We start from the raw sequence: 22909 nt of genomic DNA on the forward strand, positions 1-22909 counted from the left end.
CTTTAATAATTCTTGTAAGTTTTAATATTTCTGCTTCTGTATTGAAACTATGAAGGCATATTCTGATTCTCTCACTTCCTTCTTTTACCGTTGGACTGTATACGGCATAGGTTAAAAATCCTTCATCAGATAAAGTATTCTGTACCGTTTTCAGTTTTTGATTATCCGGAATTACAATAGCCTGAATCGGGCTGACTTCAGAAGAAGGTGTCTTCAGTCCCTGTTTTCTGAAAATTGTAATATTCTCCTGAAGTTTTTTTGACAGCTCTTTCTTCTTTTCTAAAAATTCATAACCAGTTTTGATACTCATCCATTGAAAATCCTGCGCTGAAGTGGTATACATAAACGGAGATGCAAAATTGATAAGATAAGATTTCACGGTTTCATTACAGAGAATTGCGGCTCCGTGGGCTCCCAATGCTTTACCATACGTTACCACAGCTGCCAGCACCTGATTTTGTAACTGATACTTTTCAATCAATCCATTTCCAAAAACACCAAAAGCATGCGCTTCATCTACCAGCAAATCTGCATGATATTGCTTAGCAAGAGCGGCAATCTCCCGGATGGGAGCACAATCTCCTTCCATAGAATAAAGGCTTTCTATAGCGATATAACAATGCGTTTTCTGTTTCTTCAATAGGTTTTCCAAATCGTTCAGATCGTTATGCCGGAATTTTACTTTTCTGGCATTTGACATTCTGCAGGCATCATGGACGGAGCGATGGATTTGCTCATCTACAATCACCGTATCATGACGGCTGGGAAGTGTTGAGAACAGAGCAAGATTAGCATTATACCCTGATGGGAAAAGAAGTGCTGCAGGAAAATGATGCCTTTCTGCAATGCAGTTTTCTACAGAAGTTGCTATGCCGGTATTTCCACTGATTAATCTTGATCCTGTACTGCCTGAAAGCAACTGAGGGTTATCATTGATATTTTGCAACAGTATTTTTTGAAATTCTGTATTTCTTGCCAATCCCAGATAATCATTAGAATAAAAATCAATTCCCTCAGGCTGAAGCGTTAATTTTCTTAGCCTCCCTTCTTCTTTTCTTGTATTGAGTGATTCCTGAAAACGATGAATACTGTTACGCATAATCCAACTCTTCCACTTCTTTTGTAATCGCATTAATCCATTGATGATTCAGCTCTTTCTCAATGGTCAGTATATTTTCAGCATGTATTTTCCAGTCAACGGAAAATTCATTGAGCTGATTGATCATTTCTTCCAGGTGTCCTTCTTCTTCAAGAATAATAGATTTCACCATGATCCGGGAAGATTCCTGGGTAAGAATATCCTGGTACACCGGGTACAATTCATCGGCCCGAACTTCAATAGCATAGGTTACAAAGAGGTAGGCTGCAAACCTGAGCTCTTCCTGGCTAAGCTGAAAAACCTGCTGAAGATACCTGCAGGCTTTGATATCCAACGCATGAAGGTAGTGCCGGGTTGCCGTGGGAGCAAGAAGTTCTTTATTTTCGTAAGTTTTGCATAATTCAGGATCAATCTTTCCGATTTGTTTCTTAAGATAATAAGCGTGACGGTGTTCTTCAGCGGCATGTTTAAGCTGAATAAGCGTTACTGAAACCGGATGTTCACATTTTGATATTTTTCTGGCTCCTGCATTCTCCATAAAGGAAAGTGTGTTCAGCCATTTGGCATGAGTGGTATGATCCTGTACCACCTTTTGTAATAAGTGCTGAAATTCCATTGATTTTTATTTTGATGTCAAAAGTAGTATATTGCCGGATGGTCATATGGTGCCAGTTTTGATATTATGGATAGTCCGGTTAGAATTCCTTATGAAAGTTTTATAAAAATTGATAGAAAATCAGAAACATCTATCTATTTACAGATTGCTAATCAGCTGATCAATGCTATTCAAAGAGGCTTTTTACCTTTTGGAACTAAACTACCGGGAACAAGAACTTTCAGTGAAATGCTGGAAATCCATAGAAATACAGCTGTGGCCGTCTATGATGAATTGTCTGCTCAGGGCTGGACGGAAAGTTTACCGAATAAAGGAACTTTTATTATTGGAAATGATCAGGAAAAACCGGCAAAAATGAATGATTTTAAATCCAATAATCTTCAAAATTACCCACAAACAACAGGCTTTTCCTTCAAAGCCTCCAATATTTTAGATAATCCTTTTGAACATTCAGACTGTGGATATGTTTTTAATGATGGAGTGCCTGATATCAGACTGACCCAGATTGGGCAGCATTCCCGGTTTTACAGCTCTATCCTCAAACGTAAGTCTAATCAGAAAATCCAGGGACATTATAACCAGGATGGGAGTGAGTTTTTTAAAGAACATTTATCCCGATATCTCAATTTATCCCGTGGATTGCCTATTTCTAAAAATAACCTCCTGATTACCCGCAGTACGGAAATGAGTATTTATATTGTTTCCGAAATCCTTCTTTCTGCCGGAGATGTGGTGTTAGTGGGTGCTTTAAGTTATTTCTCCGTCAATATGATCTTTATGAAAGCCGGAGTTCAAATGGTTTCTATCCCCATAGACGAGGAAGGAATTATTGTTGAAAGTGTGAGAGAAGCCTGTAAAAAGCAAAAGATAAGAATGCTTTACCTCACTCCACATCACCACTACCCTACAACAATGGCATTAAGTGCACAGCGAAGACTGGAGCTTCTGGAGCTGGCCAATGAGTATGGTTTTATTATTCTTGAAGACGACTATGACTATGAATTCCATTATGATAAAAGCCCTATCCTTCCTCTGGCCAGTGCGGATACGAACGGAATGGTTATTTATATTGGTTCATTTGGAAAATCTTTAGCTCCGGGATTCAGAACCGGATTTATTGTGGCTCCGGAAAATCTGATGATAGAAATGCGTAAATACCTCGGTATTATTGACCGCCAGGGTGATATTCTAATGGAAAGAGCTTTGGGAGAAATGATTGAAGAAGGGGAAATTAACCGGTATCTGAAAAAATCTTTGAAAGTATATCAGGAAAGACGGGATTATTTCAGTGTTTTATTGAATGAGCATCTAAAAGAATATATCCATTTCCAAAAGCCTTCGGGAGGTCTGGCTATCTGGCTGGAGTGGAATATTCCTATCAACCTTATGCAGCTTAGCAGAAATTGTGCTCAGAATGATCTGTTTATTCCTAAAACATTATTATATCAGAATAAACATCTTACAGCAATGAGATTAGGCTTCGGAGACCTCAATGCCGAAGAGATGGAAAAAAGTGTTGAAATTTTTTCTAAGACAGTAAAGCTGCTGATTTGATATAGGGAAAATTAAAAAATCTGCGTGATTTGCTCAAGCTGCGAGAGAAATAAATCTGTTTTTCTTAATTTTTAACGCAAAGAATAATTTCTGACTATGATTTTTGAAGTAAGCAAAGTAGTGATCGACAAGTTGATATGATTAAGGTTTCGTGTGATTTATCCTGTATTTTTAATTAAAATGTCTTGCAGATTAAACGGATTTAGCAGATTAAAGGGCATTAAAAAATCTGTGTGATCTCCTCAATCTGCGGGAGAAATAAATCTGTTTTCTTAATTCTTTAACGCAAAGAATAATTTCTGACTATGATTTTTGAAGTAAGCAAAGTAGTGATCAACAGGTTGATCTGATTAAGGTTCCGCGTGATTCACCCAGTTATTTTTAATTGAAATACCTCGCGGATTGAGTAGATGAAGAGGATTAAAATCTATGGGAGAAAAAGCAAAAGCCCCTAAAATATAGAGGCTTATTGAAAATTTAATGATGGGATGGAAATACCACCTTATTTTTTTTATGCTTTGGTTTTTTCTTTTTCCTGTTTAAATAGATGATAAAACCTGTAATAGGGAGTGATGCAGCAATGATCCCTGCTAAAAAATAAATAATTCTGCTGGTCATTCCAAAGATACTTCCGGTATGCAGGTCGTAATTTCTTTCTCTTAATGCAGTTCCATATCCAATATTTTTGTCTTTATACGATTGCTGTTTTACCATCTCACCCGAATACTGGTCAAAATTATACTGATCATTCCGGTAGAGCCTGTTGTCATAGGTAAGCTCAGCATAATAAGTTCCTTCCTCCGTTCTTGGAAAATTAATAAGGGCAGATTCTTTATCGGTAAGACCTTTTTCCATTTTGTTTCCAATCCTATCCAAAATGTTTTTTTGATCCGAAAATTCTTCTGCCGGTATTTTACTTTTGGCCTTCTGTTCCGTAGGTACGCTTCCATTTAATGTCTTTTTCATCCATTTATCTACATCTTCAAAACTCCAGATCATGGCAGAATAAGAAATGATCAACAAAGGAATTACAGCATAAAATCCCAATACATTGTGAACGTCATAATTGATTCTTTTCCAGTTGGCGGAAGTTTTAATAAAGAACATCCCTTTCAACATGCTCTTGCTCATCTTTCTCGGATACCATATCACTAATCCCGAGAATAAAATGATGGTCATGATGAGAGTGGAATATCCTGTGATGGTTTTTCCTATCTTCTCTCCCAACAAAAGCCTTCGGTGAAGGTCCAGCACAATTTCAAAAAAGTCTTTTTTAGCATCTTCTACGGCCTGTACTTTTCCAGTGTAAGGATCCATATAAACCCGATAATAATAAAGATAGGTTCCCCAATACGTTAAAGCATCATTATCCATTTTTAAGGTACGGAAAACATAGGTTTGTGAAGGGTCAGAAGACATGACCACTCTTTTAATTTTCAACCCTTCCGGAAGGGCTTTTTCAGCTTTTGAGGAAAGCTCGGATAGAGGTAGTTTTTTCTTTCCTATAACCTCAACAAAATATCTTTCCGGATGTACCCATTGTTTTAATTCTTTTTCGAAGGCGAGAATACATCCCGTAGCTGCCATTATGACAACTATAAGCCCGGACATTAGTCCGAGCCATAGATGTAACTGATAGGCGATTTTTCTAAATTTAAGCTTCATTATTAAAATTTAAGGCTTACCTCAGCGACAAAGTTACGGGGCATTTGAGCGACTACCACTCCCTGCCCTGCAAAATACTGCGCATTGCCTAAATTATTCATTTTAAATCCTACTCTGTATTTTTCTTTTTCAAGGGAAATAGAGGCATTAATCAGCGTATATGCAGGAAACGCAAACTGTCCGGTAGTGGTTTTGTTTCCGGTAATCTGTTTACCTACACGGTTGACCCCAAAACCTACTCCCAGTCCCTGAAGTCCTTTAATAGGAATGATATAACTGATCCATGAATTAAATACATTAGCAGGACCTGCCGATTCCGGACGGCGTCCTTCTACAGCAGCATCCGCTTTCTCCATTCTACTGTGGTTGTATGAATATCCTGCGATAATATTCAATCCCTGAACAGGATTCATGATCGTTTCTATTTCAATCCCTTTACTTCTTTGCTGTCCATCCTGAACAACAATAGCGTATTCTTTTCCATCACGGATAACTCCGGTTCCGCGCTGTATATTATCCACCAATATATCATAATATCCCACGGTAAAGTTGAATTTGTTTCTCCAAAGATTTCCTTTTACTCCCACTTCCCACTGATTGGCAGTCTGCGGTTTCATATCTCCGCTATAGTCCTGTAATTGCTGTACTACAGGTGCGGTATAGCTAAAACCATTCATATAATTGGCATAAGCTGACAAACGGTCTTTCACCACCTGATAGACTAATCCTACTTTTGGAGACCACGCTGTTTGTTTAAACTCACCAGCACGCACATTGCTGTTCAGGTTAAGCTGTCCTTTGCTTTCATAATGATCCAGACGTAAGCTTAGTAAAGTAATCAAGCGGTCAGTAATATAGGTTACATTGGAAACATAGGCTCCATATAGATTAGCTGAAGATGTATTCCTTACCAACGGTGCTTTTTTAGCATCAATAGCAGCTTGGGTAGCAGCCTGTATTTTCTGAAGAGCCAGATCTTTGGAAATATTTCCGTAACCACTTGTTAAGTTTTGCCCATCAACATAATCAAATACAACAATCGGTGAATGGTTGTTATTGATAGACTGATTGAAATAATCTAATCCGATCAATACCTTATTTTTGATTTTTCCAATATTGAATTCTCCATTAAAGTTTTGCTGAACACTGGTGGAAGAAGCTTCGGAGTTCTGCCATTGTACATTACGCTCCAGCATGGCATCACTGGTAGTTCCTCTGATAAACTGATACTGATAGAGTCCTTCCGTTTTTCTGAAGTTTCGGGAAAGTGACGTTTGTGAGCTCCAGCTATCTGATATTTTATAATTAGCCTCAGCTTTTACATTGATTGACGGAGCTTTCAGGGTCATATCATTGTTGGAATACGATCTTTTCCAGTCGAAACCAAGTTCATCCGGTGTATGGGCAAAAAATGCTCTCGTTCTGGGAAGAAAAATAATAGGGGTATTGGTTCCCTCATAATTATAAATCTGGGCTCCTAAGCTGAACTTCAGCCTGTCATTTACCTGATAGCTTAAGGTAGGGGCCACAAAAAATGATTTTCTGAATTCAGAATCTCTGAAACCATTCTGATACTGGTAGGCCGCATTCAGACGGAATAATGTTTTCCTGGAGTCAGTAATGGGACCGTATACATCAGCCGTTATACGGTTCAGGTTATAGCTTCCCATAAGGTAGGATACTTCTCCACCAAAGTAATCTTTAGGTTTTTTCGTTACCGCATTTATGAGTCCTCCAAAGGAGGTTACAGCACCTCCATATAAAGTTCCTGCCGGTCCTTTAATAACTTCTAAACGTTCAATATCAGCAGGATCAATCTCTCCATTAGTAGTTGCAGGAAGACCGTCTACCATGGATACTTTTGTAGGGAATCCTCTAAGGCTGTAGTAGAAACTTCCGTCCCCGGACCCTCTTCCCGGACTCCCCTGCATTTTTACCATCCCCGGCACATTTTTTAAAACTTCTGAAATATCATAAGTAATCTGCTCCTTCAGTAATTGCTGGTTGATACTCGTATAAGCCTGCGGATTTTCTAAATTCCTTAAAGGCATTTTAGAAACGGAAGTACTGTCTTTATCCAGGAATTTGTTTCTGCTGAAAGCATACACGGTGATTCCTTCAATAACATTGTTTTCTGTTGTTGTATAAATAGGTGGAATCTCATAGACATCTTTCTCAATGCGGATGGTCTCGCGCATCAGTTCGATATCATTTAAAACCACCTGAAGAGTATATTCCCCAGGTGGCACATTATCAAAATAATATTCTCCTAAATTGTTTGTTTTTGATTGATATGAAGTATTGACTATTCTTAAAAGTGCATTTTTTACCGGCACTTTCTCAGACAGCATGACCTTGCCGTTTACCCTTTCATTTTGCTGAGCATCAATAAAATGAGGAAGTAAGGCAAAAGCTAATAGTAATATAGGGGTTTTAAATGTTTTCATGCTGTAAGTTTTGTAACAGTGGATAGTTTATTTTACCGTTTTGTGATAATGGAAATGACTCTATGTGTTCGGTGTGGACGTATTGAGGGTTAATGCGCAGTTTATTTTTAATAATTTCAGTGATGACCTGGGGATCAATCTCCTGATTGTCATACAGCACAATGATTTTTTTGTCATTGGAATTCAGGCATATAAACGTATTTCCTTCCAGCTCATTTTTAAGAATAAATTCTACCTCATCCAGATTAAGGCGTATTCCGAAAAGCTTCATGATACGTTTTATTCTTCCTGTGATAGAGTAAATTCCGTTGTCTTCTTTTTTTGCAGTATCTCCTGTACGCAGTACTGCAGGCTGTTCGTAAGAAGTGAGGTCCTGAAGGGTATGGGCGTAGCCTCCAAAAATACTGGCATGTGAGAACAGCAATTCATCGGTATCAGGATCTATGCTGAAATTCCCTCCATATACAGGAGTACCAATAGAAGTTTCTTCTTCTAAGAGTCCATCTGTAGTAAGATAAGCCATTCTTCCACCAGCTTCCGTCTGACCATACTGTGCAAAGAATTGTTTTTCAAATTCAAGACAGTAAGCAAAGATGGTTTTTCTCAGCTCACCATTGATTACCCCTCCCGTATGCGTAAGGTATCGTAAACTCTGGCTGTTTTTTCTGAAGAAGCCTATCCTGTTAAGATTCTCGTATAAAAATGGAACTCCTCCTAAAGTACTGTATCCATATTCCTCCATTTCATCCCAGAATGCCTTTTGCATAATATCTTTATCCGTACATACCATTCTTCCGGCACGCATACAGTTGGTTGTAAAAATAGAAAAGCCATATACAAAATTGATGGGTACATTCAATGGTACCACATCAGATTCCAGGATAGGCATGTACTGAAGAATGCTTATCGCATTCTGATACAGGTTTTCATCAGATAGCTTAACGAGTTTGGGAATTCCCGTAGTTCCTGAAGTACTTAAAAGAAGCTTAATTTCCGGATGGATCGTAATCTCACTTTTGTAATCATCTTTCATAAAGATTTTTACAGTATCAGAGAATGCTCTGATACTGTATCCTTCTACCTCATCTCTGGATGGATCAAAGATATATTTCGGACGGTATTCTGCCTCCATCCGGTCTTTGAATTCCGAATGCAGTTTCTGTCCCAATAAAGCAATCGTATGGGCTGTTCCGTAAAAATTGAGAAGAACCTCAATACTGGAGAGCTGATTGTCATTGTACAAAAAGATCAATCCTTTTTCTACAGGATTCAAGCCTAAAGACCGATACAGCATTCCAACCGGTATGGTAGTACCGGTGGAAGCATCTGTAAACAACAGGTTCTTGTTGGCAATTACATTTTCTAAAATTTTCATATACTTAGTTTTCTACGAATACATCGTATTTTTTCATTTTTTCACGGATCTTTCCGACGTTACCCATCTCCAGGATATCATTAAAATCAAACTTGATCTGATAAAACTGTTCCAGCGCTTCTACAATAAGCAGGTGGGACATAGAATCCCATTCCGGAATTTCCTGATAGGTAAGATTTTCATCTACCAATTCTTTTTTTATAGCAATTGCAGAGGCAATTATTTCATAAAACTCTTCTGTTGTGTTCATTTTAAATTTTTATAGTTTTCCATTTACCGTTTTTGAAAATCATTAGGAAAAGTACAGCCAGTACAATTTCTGAAGAAACAATAGCTGTAAATATTCCTTTTAGTTCCCATTGAAGCCTTACGCCCAGCAGATAAGCCAGAGGAAGCTGAATAATATAGAACATGATGATATAGAGAAGGGTTACCTGCATGATGTTACCGGCTGCATTCAATGCACGGCTGATCACCATGGTAAAACCTAATAAGAGATAAGCCATAGATACCACGTGGATATACTGAACGGCGTACCTTGCTACCTCCGATTCTACAGTAAAAAACTTCACCACATGCTCTGCGGCCAGCTGCCAGAACAGGGCCACTGCAATAAGGTAGCTCATATTAATGGTACCTGCTCTCCACACTGTTTTTTCTGCCCGGACAGGATCTCCTGCTCCTAAATTCTGTCCTGTAAGAACACCGGCAGCATTTCCTATTCCCCAGGCAGGCATCGTGGCAACAGAAGCAATACGTTGTGCAATAATGTAACCCGCAAGCGCTGTCGTTCCAAAAGTAGATATGATCTTCACCATAATCAGCCAGCTGGATGTAGGAATAATATACTGAACCAGGCCCCCAAAAGCTATTTTAAGAATCTTTTGGAGCAATGGCCTATCAAAGTCAAATTTCATCAGGATATTAATGCTCGTTTTACCCGTCAACAGGATAAAAAACTGGTATAAAACTGCCAATAGCCTGGACAAAATAGTAGCATAGGCCAGTCCCAGCAATCCGAAAGCAGGAATAAACCCTACCCCGAAAACAAGCACTACGGCAAACACAATATTTGAAATATGACAGAGCCAAAGTGATTTCATGGCAAGATCTGCATCCCCTGCTCCTCTGAACAGTCCATTAATAGAAAGACGGAGGATGACAAGCCCGATACTGATAAAAACCAGTCGGGAAAAAGAAAGGCCATCATTTACTATTCCTGCATTGATTCCAAGAAAACCTACAATCTCTCCAGCGAAATAGCATGACAGCCCGCCAATCAGTAAGGCAAAGAATAAGGCAAGCATAATAATATAATGAGCTGTTTTACCCATGCCTTCTTTATCTTTTTCGCCGGCTCTCCTTGCGGTAAGCGTTGCTGCAGCAATCCCAAGACCTACTGCGATAGCATAAGCGAAATTGATATAATTATCGGTAATCCCAACAAGGCCAAGGACTTTATCGCCCAGTTTGGCAATAATCAAAAGATTGACGCTCACAAAAACAGATTCCATCACCAGCTCCATCACCATGGGAATTGCCAAGCTAAAGATGGAACGGTTGATACTACCGGAAGTCAGCTCGGCCTTTTTCCCGGCTAAGGCTCCGTAAGCAAAAACCGTCCCTTCTTTTAGTATATGCAGGAATTTCCTCATCATACAGCTACAGAATTTTTATTGGCGATCTGATACAGAGGGTTAGGCAATGCTCCATCCTTTCTTGGAATAGCAAAAGCTTTATTTTCACTGTAGCCATTATTTTTCAGACGCAGGCTGTTGATATAAAACCTTTTGAACGTAGGAACATAAAGGTCATATTTTTCGTATCTCTCCTGTAGATGGGTATTATCTGCTTTATAACTTTCTATGCAGTCATGCACAAGTGTCCAGAATACATCTTCTTTACAGTTTGAATAGGTATGAAGTACATTAGACATATATCTGAAAAAAGCATCAAAAACTCCCAAAAGAATAAACAAAGGAATATTTTCTTTGTTGGAAGACTGTATCAATCCGTCTGCAAGATGAGCAGGAAGCTTTTCTCTTGCTTCTGTAGTAAGGACAATATCATCTACAAAATCCTTAATTACAATTCTTTGAGGCACTCCATTTTTCAGCACGACCATAATGTTTTCGCCATGGGGAGTCACACATAAAGAATGGGTGTAATAGATATGAAGCAACGGTGTAAGATAGGCATCAAGATAACTTGCCACCCATTCTCTGATACTCATTCCTGCTTTTTCCGCAAAGGCCTGTACCAAAGGGATTCCGTTATTGTCTACATACAGTAAGGAAGCCATCGTTACCATTTGCTCATCTTCCTTAAGATAGTTTTCCGCACTTTCACGCCATAAGGCTCCCAGGAATTCATTATACTGGTAAGGAACATTGGTAATCGCTCCGTATTGTGGATGAAGGTAAGCAATAGAGGCTTCTTCTCCCAGGAATATCGTTCCTTTGGCATCAAGATAAGCATCATCCTTTATCAGGCTTTTTACCCACTCTGTAATAGAAGGAGCTATTTTCATCTGTTTTGGAGACAATCCACGGATATTTCCTGTACTCAAGATAGAAACAGCTGTTTTAAGATATCTTTTCTTAGGATGATCTACGTTGAATAAGGTACGGATACTCTGCTGTGGACTGTAAGTATCGTTTCCTTCTCCCAATAGAATAAGAAGTCCGGATGCAATATCTCCGGCAAAATGAATTTTCAGCTTTTCTTCCCACTGCCATGGATGAACAGGAATAAAATGATAATCTTCCACTGATTTTCTTTCATTTATCAGTTTCTGCTGAAAATCGTGATAGAGCTGATCGCCAATCTCGGAACGGTAAAAGTCTTCTCTGTCGATATGATCCAATGATTGAAATGCAGACCTGCTGGTATGGGATGCCAGCCAGATAGGTTTCAGATTTTGATCAGATTCCGGAGCAAATGCTTTCAGGTCACGGGGAGAAAATCCTAATCTGCTTTTGTTAACAATTACCCATGGATGACCGGTCATTTGATGCTCTACCGTCTGATAATCTGATGAAGCAAGATCTTTTGAAGACATCACCCCTTTGGATAAAATCATAGCATCACAGTATAATGTATGTAAAAGCTCTTCCGTATACCTTGCCAGTGTATAGGCATCTAAATCAAATACAGATTGCATCTCCAGGAAAAATGCAGCAACATCTACCGGTACTTCCTGAGAATGGTCTGTTTTGGTGATACTGTCTGTATCGATATGCCAATAGTCCATCATTCTTTCCTGACCGCGAAAGCTGTATTCAATATTGTCGAATCCTGTTTCCAGCTTGAAGACGGTATAGCCTGTTTCAGCCTGAAAAGAAACAACAGGCTTTAGCAGTTCTTCGTGCATTAATTCTGCAATGGTTTTAGCCATAAGATTTTTATTGGCCTGTAACCAGTATTCGTGGTTTACTATAGTATTTAAATTGGTGTTCATTTTTTAGTATTAAATTTGGGCAGTTGGTAAATCAGCATATTTTTCTACATCAAAATCCTGGAAAGCAATTTTCTTCTCAATTTTATAATGCTCTCTTCCAAGAATATCATTAATGATGTAGGAATTACGGTAGGCAGCCATTCCAAGGTCTGTAGAAATATAGCTGTGGGTATGTACTTCAGCATGGAGGACATAAATTTCGCCTCCGTTGTGATCTATAGAATAATTTCTGTTGACATCAAACAGTCCGCTTGAATCTCTTTTGATTCTGGACTGTATATTTTTCAGAAATGAAGGTTCATGATAGCGGTATCCGGTTCCCAGAATCAGGTAATCAGCTTCCTGCTCATACGGAACGTCCTGTTCCAGCTGCGTAAATTCAAGATTGATAACCTCCTGGTTGGTAGTGTCTATCCTGTTCAGCTGGCTGTTAGGAATGATTTTAAGGTTAGGATCAGCGTTGTCAATATTCAGATCATAAATGAAATCATAAATATCATTGATGAGGTCATAGTTTATTCCTTTAAACTGGCTTTGCTGTTTGCTTAAAATATCTTTTCTTGCAGACTCTGTTCTGTTATAAAAATACTCTACATAATCGGGAGACGTCAGCTCCAGAGTCAGTTTAGAATATTCCATCGGGAAGAATCTGTCCGGGCGGGAATACCATCCTAATTCGGTCTTTTCATCTCTGCTTTGAAGGAGGTCATAAAAAACTTCAGCCGCACTCTGTCCCGATCCTATAATGGCTATTTTCTTACCTTCAGCTAAAAGCTCTTCTTTTCTGTAGAGATAAGAACTGGTATGAATAATCCGGGAATCTTCTTTAGGGATAAAAGAAGGAATATGAGGCTGTGTTCCGGTACCAAGAATAAGTCTCTCCGTTTTAAAAACTACTTTTTCTTTCGTTTTTGTGTGAACTGTTGTTACCAGGTAAATACCATCTTCATAGTCTATATCCACTACCTGTGTTGAAAAACGACATTGGGGCAGCTGTTCAATCACCCATTGGCAGTAACGGTTGTATTCCTTTCTTGGAATGAAGAAACTTTCTCTGATAAAGAACTTATAAAGCCTCCCTGTTTCCTTGAGGTAATTAAGCAGACTTAATGGGTTGGTAGGATCTGCCATAGATACACAGTCGCATAAAAATGGAGTCTGCAGGGTTACATGGTCAATCATTAAGCCGGGATGCCAGTCGAAACCATCCCTCTGATCCAGGAAAAGTGTTTTCAGTTCCGTAATTGGATGGGATAAAGCGGCAAGCCCAAGATTAAAAGGACCGATTCCTATGCCAATTACATTATAAATAGGGTCATTATTCATGTTCTGTGGTGTTTGTGGTGAATTGTACGTCTTTGTTTTGAGGGAATTTTTCCCAATACCATTCCCGGTAGCAGAAATTGAGATTTGCTTTTTTATGAGGCATTTCAATTACTTTATCTACTTTGAAACCGACGTGGGCCTTATTCATCATTGATGCAAGAGAATCTACGGAACCCTCTCCCACCATTTTACCTACCTGTGGCTGTGCAAAGACATAATCCACCATAGATTGTGTAGAAGGGGAAACATATTTCTTTTTGGGATCTATAGGTGCTATAAACTGATGTGTACCATAATCTGTAGGTAATACTTCGTAATAATCTCCTACGATGTCTCTGCAGGCCCAATAAATTTCGATATTACAGGAAGGCTCACCATTGCTCATTACAATGTAGCTGTGGGCTTCATTACCCGGAAGCATCACACGATAGTAGGTTTCCAGTTCATCAATCGGCCAGTTCATCTGCCATATCTTTACGGCATGCTCCCGATTAAACCATTCATGAAGCATTTCAAGGTCATTTTCAAGATCTATAGGTCTGATGGTAATCGTGACATCTTCCTTTTCAAAATAACGTTTAAAGAATATGTCTTTTCCCTTTGGCTGAATCAGTTGTTCTGAGAAGAAATGCTCATAAAGAAGGTTGGGTACTTTTGCATAAGAAACGGCTGAGGCATTTATACCTCCGTCTACATCAAATACTGCCGACTGCAGATTTGATTTTACAGCCCAATACTGCTCTTCCAGAGCATAACCTGTCAGATCTGATGGTTCTGTCCTGTGAAGATCTTCAAATTCCTGATACAGAATGCTGATGAGCTGCCTTTCTTTCACCCATCCTGTTTTACCCATTGAGCTGATAAGAGCTCCCAGATTACTCACTAAAAGATGGTGGGAAATAATTTTCATCAGGCGTTCATCCCTGATGAAAAGTTCTTCAATCTCAGGACAGTTCCTGATAAGCTCCTGATATTTTTCTTTGATACTTTCTCTTAACAGATAGCCTTGTCCGTCCCTTACAAAAATGGTTTCCGGGAGAAGCTGGTCATCCAGTCCTATAAGCAAATTCTGCTGATGAATTTCCGGAGCCATTCCATACTGGCTGAAGAGCCTGTTTAGAGGAGAAAGCAAAAGATGAATATATTTCTTAAACCAGGTGATCGCTGCCTGTTCAGGATCAGTTCCCAATTGACCGGCTACTTCTTTGAAAAAATGCCTGGTAAAATTGAAACTCCCTGCCGGCTCATCCTGGCACAGTCTTGCCAGTAAAAGAACTTTTTCTTCCCCTAAAAAGGGATTTTCACGGATCAGGATATTGAAACTGTCAATCGTATTTCCTTCATACTGAACACTTAAAGTGACAGGCTCCAGAAGAAGTTTGAAATGGGGAAAGCTGTTTTCAAAAGAAGTCTTTTCTTGCTGCCACCATACCGCAGAAGCATATCCTCTGTTGAGGTCTTTTAAACTGTTTGTCCTTACAGATCCGGTCATCAGAACATGTAAAGAAAATTTTAACATCCAGCTGAAATCAGGATTGTAAAGACTTCTTATCGATGATGTGGCATAAAAGTCATCACCTAATGGTCCGATATGAATGATTTGTCCGGAGCCAAGCATTTCCGGATATTCTTCCGTTGACAGAAGATATTGCGCTTCCCAGGGATGGCATGGAACAATATAATAATCATTGATGTTTTCAAAATCGAAACTTTCCGGTATCGAAACTAATTTCTCGAATATCTCTTTCGCTGAAATTCCGGGAAGTGATTTTTCAGTGATGCAGCTTTTATGAATCAGAAAATAATCAAGCTGAAATCCCTTCCCAAATTCCGGGCTATACAAAAGTTGCTCTTCTTCGGAAAATCCCATTCTAGATTTGGTAAAAGGATGTAGATTGTGGCCTACAGGCAGCCGCTGTTCGGATTCTAAGAAGGAATAAGACAATTCTTTCTCTTGTTGTAAACAGGCTTCCGCGGTTAATTCCAGATTTTTCAAGCTGCTTTGAATTCTCTCAGAAAAGTGGGCAAGCCCTCCTTCATTTGAAGTATCAGAAAATTCTGTATAAATTAACTCTATCAGTTTTTCCATATCTACTTCAAATACATTCTGATTTTCATGATCTACAGCCCATACAGGAAATCCATAGTCATGAAAAGCACTTTCGGAACGATAAACAATCGGGGCAAACAGAAACAATCCGCTTTTCTTCAATTCAAATCTTAGATGCAACGGATACTTGGTATTTTGAAGTGCCTTTGCAGTAAGAAGATCATATTGGGGAACTCCCTGGTAAAATTTACCATTTCCAAGTTCTCTGAGCATTCCGTTAAGAAGGATACGGAAAGTAATTTCCTGTGCTTTATCCCCTGTTTTATTTTTCTCTATCAAAGTCTTTTCCATGCATTTTTATTTTATTGAGAATTTGATGTACATCTTCAGTAGTGGTAATCGGATTCAGGAAAGTAAATTTCAGATAGAAATGTCCATCTACTTTTGTACTGGCAACGAGAATTTCCCCGCTGTAGAAAAGTTTCGTCTTAATATACTGGTTCAAAGCATTAAGATCTTTAACCTCAGGTCTTATGTAACGGAATACCAACACGCTAAGGTCAGAATCGGAAAGAAGTTCAAAATCTGTATCTTCAGTAATCATGGAGGCTACATCTTTTGTAAGATCTATTACCGTGTCGGTATATTCGGCAAGCTGTTCCTTACCCATCATTCTTAAAGTAAACCAAAGCTTCAACGCATCAAACCTGCGGGTACTTTGTGTAATGGATTTGTTGATCTGTGCAGGGATTTCCTCTTCATCCATTTCTTTAGGATTCAGGTAATCAGCATGATGCTTAAGAATCAGGAGCTCTTTTTTATTTTTAACAATGAAGGCACTGCTGCTGATAGGCTGGAAAAAGGATTTATGATAATCTATTGTTACCGAATCGGCTCTTTCTATTCCGTTTAACAGATTACGGTACTTATCGCTTAATAATAAAGCACATCCGTAAGCAGCATCTACGTGCATCCAGATATTATACTGTTCTGCAATATTGGCAATATCTTCCAATGGATCTACATTTCCGAAATCTGTAGTTCCGGCAGTGGCTACAATACCAATAGGGATATTTCCAAGCTGTTCTTCTCTTTTGATATATTTTTTCAGTAAAGCAATATCCATACGGAATCTTTCATCTGTAGGCACTTTAATAATGGCTTTTTCACCAAGCCCCATGATAGATGCATTCTTCAAATTGCTAAAATGCGATTTATCGGAAACAAAAATTCTGAAACGGGCGGCTTCTCTTGGCAGACCATCTAATTTGATATTATGATTGTAGTTCTTTTGAGAAAAGCAATCGCGCATCATCACCAATCCCATCAGATTACTTTGTGAACCTCCGGCAGTGAACACACCATCGCTTTCATTGGTTTTATAGCCTAATTGCTCAGCAGTCCAGTCTATCAGTTTTCTTTCCATAAATGTACCTCCGGCACTCTGATCATAAGTGTCCTGAGAAGAATTGATGGCACTCACAAGGATTTCCCCAGCCAAAGCCGGAATAACAACCGGACAATTCAAATGGGCTACATACTGTGGCAGGTGAAAAGCCGTAGCATGCTTTACATAAATATCATCTACTTCACTAAGAAGTTCCTTGTAATTGGAAAGTTTTTGATTAAGATCAATCTGCTGTACCATTCCTTTCATTTCTTTAGCTTCTATGCCGCTGAAAGGTTTGTCGTTTCTATAAAGAAATTCTTGTACAAGGTCTAAGGTGCTGTTGACAGCATTACGATAATGATCGTAATTGTCAGGATGGAAAATATTTCCAAAATTCCCCGAAATGTGATGTGAAGTGGTGGTTACCGGCTCTTCCAGGGACATAAAATTGTTACTCATATATGTATTTGTAAGGTGATTTTTTAAATCAATAGGTTGTATGTGGTTTTTTGATATATAGATTTATATATCTGACAGTCAGGTTTTTAAATTTTACATTTTTTTACTTTTTTATTTGGTGATTCATTAAATATTCATAAATTTGAACTCGTTATTGTTATTTAGAATAATTAAAAACAAATATAAAAATTATTATTTAACGCCAAATTTTTTTTTAATGAATTCTATAGAAATTTTAGATAACGACCGTATGACGCAGGTAAAACTGCTTCCTACAGTCATTGAGCTCACATCTCAGGAACGAAGAATGATTAATGATGCAGCGGTGCATCTTCAAAGAAAATATGGTAGCTATGAAAATCGTGACTTTATAAGACACGTACACCAGCTGGCTTCCTATTTCTTACCCGAGAGAATCTTACATATAGCGGCTGATTTTGCGAGTGACTTTTCAAAAAATCAATATGGTGCATTGGTATTCAAGGGATTAATGGATGTCGACCAGGAAAGTATTGGCAGAACACCGGCCAACTGGCAGTCTGCTGATTATTCTAAATTTGATCTTTATGGCTTTGCCTGTGCATTAATCCATGGGGCTCTCCCTTCCAAGCCGGTACAGTATTATTCCCAACGTAAAGGAGGTGGATTAATTCATGCTATTATACCCGATGAGAAAATGCGGGAAACCCAAACAGGATCGGGATCTTCCACTGACCTGTATGTGCATACCGAAGATGCTTTTTTGAAACATCAGGCCGACTTTCTGAGTTTTATGTATTTACGAAATGAAGAACAGGTCCCTTCTACCCTATATTCTATCCGTTCCCATGAATCTATAGGTGAAAACTACAGGCCTCTTTTTGAGCGTATTTATAAAATACCTAAAGATGCCAATCTGGAAACGGCAACGAACGAGGAAGATACGCTGGATTCTGTTTTGTATGGTAATTTTGAGCTTCCTTTTATGAGGTTTGATGCAGCTGAACAGCTCTTCAACCCGTCTATCAAGCAATCCGAAGATGCCCATCAGTATCTGAAAGAATTCTGGGAGGAAGCAAGACATCTTATCTATTCAGATTTTACTCCCCAGGCAGGAGATGTTATTCTGGTCAACAATCATTTGTGTGCTCATGGAAGGTCTGCTTTCCGTGCCGGGGTGAGGAATATTGATGGTGTAGAATATCCATGTGAAAGAAGAATTATGCTCCGCATGATGAGTAAGGTAAGCCTGATCGATATGAGAGCGCATACCCTTACGGAAGATCCGTTTTTTGTCATTGAAGAACATCTCGGTAAAAATTTCACCAACCTATAAAATGCTTCAAAACATTTTACTATGACTTGACAGTAATCCTTTTTAAGACCCGTTCTTAAAAAGGATTTTTTATAAATTTAAAATAGAGAATATCGTAGAGAATATATTGTTTAACAAATTGATATAATGCTTAATACATAAATTTATATAAAGTAGTTTTTACTACTTAAAATGCTTATCAAAAAGAGTTAACTGATTGGATAATGACAGGCTCCAATAAGCAGGATCATGGATGCCTAAAGATTCAATATATAAATGTTCAATTTTAAGTTCTGTAAGTTTATTATGAAACTTTCTGTTCTGCCCGATCATCTGAACATCTTCGGTACCGCAATCAAAAATATAACGCTGTCCGGCTCCTGCCATTAGCTTTACTTTAGTATCAGTAAGGAAAGCAGGGTTAAGGGATTCAAAAGAACCCAATACCTTATTGACCATATATTTTTGGTAGCCTTCACCGAACGAATTGAAATCTAAAGCACCGCAAGAACTTCCGACAATACCAAACGTTTTATGGTAGGTTACCCCAATGTTAGTCGCTCCATACCCTCCCATACTCCAGCCCATAATTCCTCTGTATTTTTTTTCAGTTTTTACGGGATAATTTTTGTCGATGAAATCCACTAATTCTTTCCCTATAAAGGTTTGATATTGTGAATCTTTGACAATAGGACTATCAACATACCACGAGCTGTAATTTCCATCCGGCAATACATAAATTGTTTTATATTCCTGAGCTTTCTGAACCAAATCAGGGATATCCTGCTTGATGATTCTTTCGGGATTACCACTGAAACCGTGAAGAATATACACTGATGGATAGGTTGTATTCGGCTGAATATTGGGAGTAATGATAATGGTTTTGATCTTTTTATTCATTTTCGGACTGAAAACTTCCTGATGAATAATTTTTTGTGCTGATCCCTGTACGAAAGCGGTAAGCACAATGACAATGCTGATTAATTTTTTCATGTTGTAAAAAATATTTAATTAATAATATCAGAATGTATCTGTATAAATGTAAGACGCTTATAGTTTTAAACAAAACATTATAATCCATTATTTAAACTTTGGCATCTCTGATCTTTTGACAGTACAAATTTGTGCCGGAAAAAACAGAAAAGCCTCAACATATGTTGAAGCTTTATTAATTTATTTCTTTTTTGATCCTGCTGAGCTGAGTGGGTGTAATGCCTAAATAAGAGGCTATGTGATGCTGTTTCAACCTGTTATGAAGAGGCTTATTTTCAAGAAGCTGCAAATAACGTTTCTTCGCGGTTTCATATTTTAAAGATACTTCCAAAGGCTCTTTTTTTACCACCCAGTTTTTCTCTAAATAATGCAAGTGAAAGAGAGCGAGATCATGGTATTCTTCCAGTAATTCCCGATAGGCTTTGACCGGATACTGTATCACTGAACAATCTTCAAGAGCAATGATATTAAAATCGCTGGGTTCGTTTTTAATAATGGCTGCAGTAGATGCTACAAAGCTGTTTTCTTCAAAGAAGATTTTGTAGATATAATCTCCCTGTTCATCAATGGTATAATACCCTATCAATCCTGAATGTAAAAAGTAATAATATCTTGCCATGCTCCCGGATTCCAGAAGAAGCTCATTTTTATGATATTGCTTTTCAGTACAAATGTCTAACAAAGCAGCAGCTGTTTCCCCGGATAAAGGATAATACTGATTAATCTGCTCTAAGAATGTTGATTTGTTCATTGTTTTTTAATCCAATATCTTCTTCATCATTAAATCGGTCTGCTCCTCATCACCAAGTCTGAAAATATGTTTGTCAAATTCAACAAATCCGTTTTTTCTGTAAAAGTTCAAAGCTCTCAGATTCTCCTCCCAAACTCCCAGCCAAAGGTAGGATTTGCTTAACTGTTGAGCCGTTTCCAATGCCTGATCATATAAAAGCTGCCCCACTTTTTTACCATGATGGCTTTTTTTGACGTAGATTCTCTCAATTTCAAGACCGGTTTCATCCTTTAATTCGGTCTGTGTTTCACCTGAATTGATTTTAAGATAACCCACAGGGTTGTCTTCTTCCCAGGCAATATAGAACAGAGAATCCGGAGTTTTGAGTTCAGAGGTTAATTGGGGAGTATTAAAACTTTCTTCAAGGTACTTTTCCATAGCTTCATCAGTATTATCTTCTGCAAAAGTTTCAGTAAAAGTTTGTATTCCCAGGTTTTGTATAGTTTCCAGGTCGTCTATTCCGGCTTTAAGGATCGTTATTGATGACATAGTATATATTTATTGCTCTAATTTATTAATAAGATTTTTTATTTCAGGTATGCTGAGTTCTGTTTTTGTTTCTGTTTTTACAATATTCTTTAAAATTCTGATATGGGCAGTTTTTAAAGCATTTTCAGCTTTTACTTCCTGGTCAGGTAGTACTCCGATATGTTCCCAGTTGGTATGGCTGGTTAAAGAGGTTATTTTTCCCGCCGGAACAAGGAGTAAATACTGATTTTGAAGTATAAAATGATCTACCGGATTGGCAGCACCACCCGTTTTTTCACCTATTACTTCCGCTAATTTATGTTGCTGCAAAAAGTAGGCAAGGCCTTCTGCGGCAGAAAAAGTAGTTCCACTGGTAAGAATATAGATTTTTTTATGGAGATATTTTGTCCCGGCAACATTAGATTGAGTACTGTTCATTACAGTCTTATCATCATGTCTGAAATAGGTGGTATAAAGATCTGTTTTTTTATCAAAAAAATAACTGCAGAATAATAGAAGCATTCCATTGTCCCCGCCTTCATTTTCTCTAAGATCAATAATCAGGGAATTGGTATTGGCAACAAAATTCATTGCTCCGGCCAACGTAGCTGCACTGGCTTCAGGGGATGCGAAACCTTTAAAATTAATGTAGCCTATATTGCCTTCCAGCCGCCGGACACTTTCAAAGCCAAAATTTTCAAGACTGTTATGAAAATTGTTTAATCTCACCTTTTCCTTTTCATCAACCAGTTTTTCAGGACTATAGTTTTCGAGATATTTAACAAAAAAATGTCCGTCTTTGATATCTTTCCTCAACTTTTGGGTGAGGAGTGCCGCAAAATCTTTTTTATTTAAGGTAGTATAAGTTCCTTTTTTAAGGTCACTTTGAAACAAGGAATCTACCTTTTTATAAGTTGTTTTATCAATATAATAGCTCTTTACTTTTTCTGTAATATCAGAAAGTACTGCTATCATATCATCTTTCTGCGCATAAGAATATAAAGAATGGAAAAGGAAAATTCCTGCCAATAATTTTTTCATAGAAATAAGTTTAAATATTTCAGTAAAAGTATCTCAATGGAAATCGTAGAAATTGTAAAAATGGAAACTTAGATATAAAACCAGATATTATTCTTTTCAGTATCTACGTTGTCAAAGAATTTCCCGGGACTTATTCTTGTCAGCTCCTTAAAGTCTTTAATAAGATGCGACTGATCATAAAAAAGATGCTCATATGACAGTTCTGTAAGACTTTTGGATTTTTTATTTGAGATGAGCACATTACGGAACCGCTGGATCTTTCTGAATTCTGAGGCAGGTTTAAACAAATACTTCTTGGAGACTTTATTGACATACTGTCTCGTTATTTTATTTTTTGCCGCAATTTCTTCGATACTAAGTTCTGTTTCAAAATCGGCCAGGATTGTATAGGCCAACTTTACATCTTTCTGAGAGAATATTGAAAGCCAGTAATGTTCCAGCATTTCAATTTGATTACTTCTGTTGGGTTCTTTTAAAACGGCAGTAACAATCTCTTTAAAATCTGAAAGTTGAATATTTTTTTCCAGACCTTCACTGCCATCTGCATCAAAAAAGTGATAAATCCCCAGTGGCTTAAAGTAAAGCGTGACTTCATTAACAGATTGCTTATAAAAGATCTCTATAGGTTCTGAGCATCTGAAAACAAAATCAATCACTACATTTTCTGATAAAGACCTGCTAATTTCCATCCTTGCTTTATTTTGAGTAATGGATACATCCTGGCAAGCTGACAGAATGAAATAGTTATCAGGAAACGTAAGATACCTGACCGGCTGGTGATTGTCATCTTTTTCTATAAAATAATATCCTTCAATATATTTTTTAAGAACAGGATGTACCGGCTGGTAAAAAGTAACTTTCATATAATCGAAGGTTTAAAAA

General features: G+C 37.9%; 18 protein-coding genes. 2 read left to right on the plus strand and 16 right to left on the minus strand.

The genetic code is table 11. The features are described 5' to 3' along the window. Both LQV47_RS09550 and LQV47_RS09555 read right to left on the minus strand, forming a co-directional pair. Window positions 1-1099: aminotransferase class I/II-fold pyridoxal phosphate-dependent enzyme (locus tag LQV47_RS09550; protein ID WP_230036267.1), on the minus strand; the 1099-nt coding region annotated here is incomplete at its 3' end. Beyond that, window positions 1092-1715, minus strand: a complete 624-nt coding sequence (locus LQV47_RS09555; RefSeq protein WP_230036269.1) for a hypothetical protein — start codon at window positions 1713-1715, stop codon at window positions 1092-1094. The genes LQV47_RS09555 and LQV47_RS09550, both read right to left, overlap by 8 nt. A gap of 66 nt (window positions 1716-1781) precedes the next feature. Between LQV47_RS09555 and LQV47_RS09560 the strand changes: the two genes are divergently transcribed. Beyond that, the gene (locus LQV47_RS09560; RefSeq protein ID WP_230036271.1) at window positions 1782-3269 is read left to right on the plus strand and encodes a PLP-dependent aminotransferase family protein; all 1488 of its coding nucleotides are present in this window, start codon (window positions 1782-1784) and stop codon (window positions 3267-3269) included. A 477-nt stretch (window positions 3270-3746) separates the two neighbouring features. Here the strand turns inward: LQV47_RS09560 and LQV47_RS09565 are convergent, their stop codons facing one another. From LQV47_RS09565 to LQV47_RS09605, 9 genes are read right to left on the minus strand one after another with little or no spacing between them, the layout of a single operon-like run. After that, window positions 3747-4934, minus strand: coding sequence for a PepSY-associated TM helix domain-containing protein (locus LQV47_RS09565; protein ID WP_230036272.1), 1188 nt, complete (start codon window positions 4932-4934; stop codon window positions 3747-3749). 2 nt (window positions 4935-4936) lie between these two features. After that, on the minus strand, window positions 4937-7381 hold the full coding sequence (locus LQV47_RS09570; RefSeq protein ID WP_230036274.1) for a TonB-dependent receptor: 2445 nt from the start codon (window positions 7379-7381) through the stop codon (window positions 4937-4939). Beyond that, a complete protein-coding gene (locus tag LQV47_RS09575; RefSeq protein WP_230036276.1) occupies window positions 7368-8756 on the minus strand; it encodes an AMP-binding protein in 1389 nt (462 codons plus the stop codon). Before LQV47_RS09575 ends, LQV47_RS09570 begins: the two co-directional genes overlap by 14 nt. Before the next feature lie 4 nt (window positions 8757-8760). Next, window positions 8761-9006 carry an acyl carrier protein gene (locus tag LQV47_RS09580; RefSeq protein ID WP_084084248.1) on the minus strand — a complete coding sequence of 82 codons (246 nt, stop codon included), beginning with the start codon at window positions 9004-9006 and terminating at the stop codon, window positions 8761-8763. 1 nt (window position 9007) lies between these two features. Continuing rightward, window positions 9008-10414 (minus strand): MATE family efflux transporter, encoded by a 1407-nt coding sequence (locus LQV47_RS09585; RefSeq protein WP_230036278.1) that lies wholly within the window; start codon window positions 10412-10414, stop codon window positions 9008-9010. Continuing rightward, entirely contained in the window at window positions 10411-12216 is a 1806-nt protein-coding gene (locus tag LQV47_RS09590; protein ID WP_230036280.1) for an IucA/IucC family siderophore biosynthesis protein, read from the minus strand. Before LQV47_RS09590 ends, LQV47_RS09585 begins: the two co-directional genes overlap by 4 nt. Before the next feature lie 9 nt (window positions 12217-12225). Then, window positions 12226-13542: a SidA/IucD/PvdA family monooxygenase gene (locus LQV47_RS09595; protein WP_230036282.1), complete on the minus strand. Its 1317-nt coding sequence runs from the start codon at window positions 13540-13542 to the stop codon at window positions 12226-12228. Further along, the gene (locus tag LQV47_RS09600; RefSeq protein ID WP_230036284.1) at window positions 13535-15943 is read right to left on the minus strand and encodes a GNAT family N-acetyltransferase; all 2409 of its coding nucleotides are present in this window, start codon (window positions 15941-15943) and stop codon (window positions 13535-13537) included. The genes LQV47_RS09595 and LQV47_RS09600 overlap by 8 nt, the downstream gene beginning before the upstream one ends. After that, window positions 15915-17441: an aspartate aminotransferase family protein gene (locus tag LQV47_RS09605; protein ID WP_230036286.1), complete on the minus strand. Its 1527-nt coding sequence runs from the start codon at window positions 17439-17441 to the stop codon at window positions 15915-15917. Before LQV47_RS09605 ends, LQV47_RS09600 begins: the two co-directional genes overlap by 29 nt. A 217-nt stretch (window positions 17442-17658) precedes the next feature. Between LQV47_RS09605 and LQV47_RS09610 the strand changes: the two genes are divergently transcribed. Then, entirely contained in the window at window positions 17659-18756 is a 1098-nt protein-coding gene (locus LQV47_RS09610) for a TauD/TfdA family dioxygenase (protein ID WP_230036287.1), read from the plus strand. Between the two features lie 162 nt (window positions 18757-18918). Here the strand turns inward: LQV47_RS09610 and LQV47_RS09615 are convergent, their stop codons facing one another. The 5 genes from LQV47_RS09615 to LQV47_RS09635 form a co-directional block, all read right to left on the minus strand. After that, window positions 18919-19728 (minus strand): alpha/beta hydrolase-fold protein, encoded by an 810-nt coding sequence (locus LQV47_RS09615; RefSeq protein ID WP_230036289.1) that lies wholly within the window; start codon window positions 19726-19728, stop codon window positions 18919-18921. 175 nt (window positions 19729-19903) lie between these two features. Further along, window positions 19904-20479, minus strand: coding sequence for a Crp/Fnr family transcriptional regulator (locus LQV47_RS09620; RefSeq protein WP_230036291.1), 576 nt, complete (start codon window positions 20477-20479; stop codon window positions 19904-19906). Window positions 20480-20485: 6 nt separating this feature from the next. Further along, entirely contained in the window at window positions 20486-21007 is a 522-nt protein-coding gene (locus LQV47_RS09625) for a GNAT family N-acetyltransferase (protein WP_230036293.1), read from the minus strand. Window positions 21008-21016: 9 nt separating this feature from the next. Continuing rightward, window positions 21017-22027: a S41 family peptidase gene (locus LQV47_RS09630; RefSeq protein ID WP_230036295.1), complete on the minus strand. Its 1011-nt coding sequence runs from the start codon at window positions 22025-22027 to the stop codon at window positions 21017-21019. A 68-nt stretch (window positions 22028-22095) separates the two neighbouring features. Then, the gene (locus LQV47_RS09635; protein WP_230036297.1) at window positions 22096-22890 is read right to left on the minus strand and encodes a helix-turn-helix domain-containing protein; all 795 of its coding nucleotides are present in this window, start codon (window positions 22888-22890) and stop codon (window positions 22096-22098) included. Window positions 22891-22909: the final 19 nt, after the last annotated feature.

Origin of the sequence: Chryseobacterium sp. Bi04, assembly GCF_918698085.1 — a bacterium.
Lineage (GTDB): Bacteria > Bacteroidota > Bacteroidia > Flavobacteriales > Weeksellaceae > Chryseobacterium.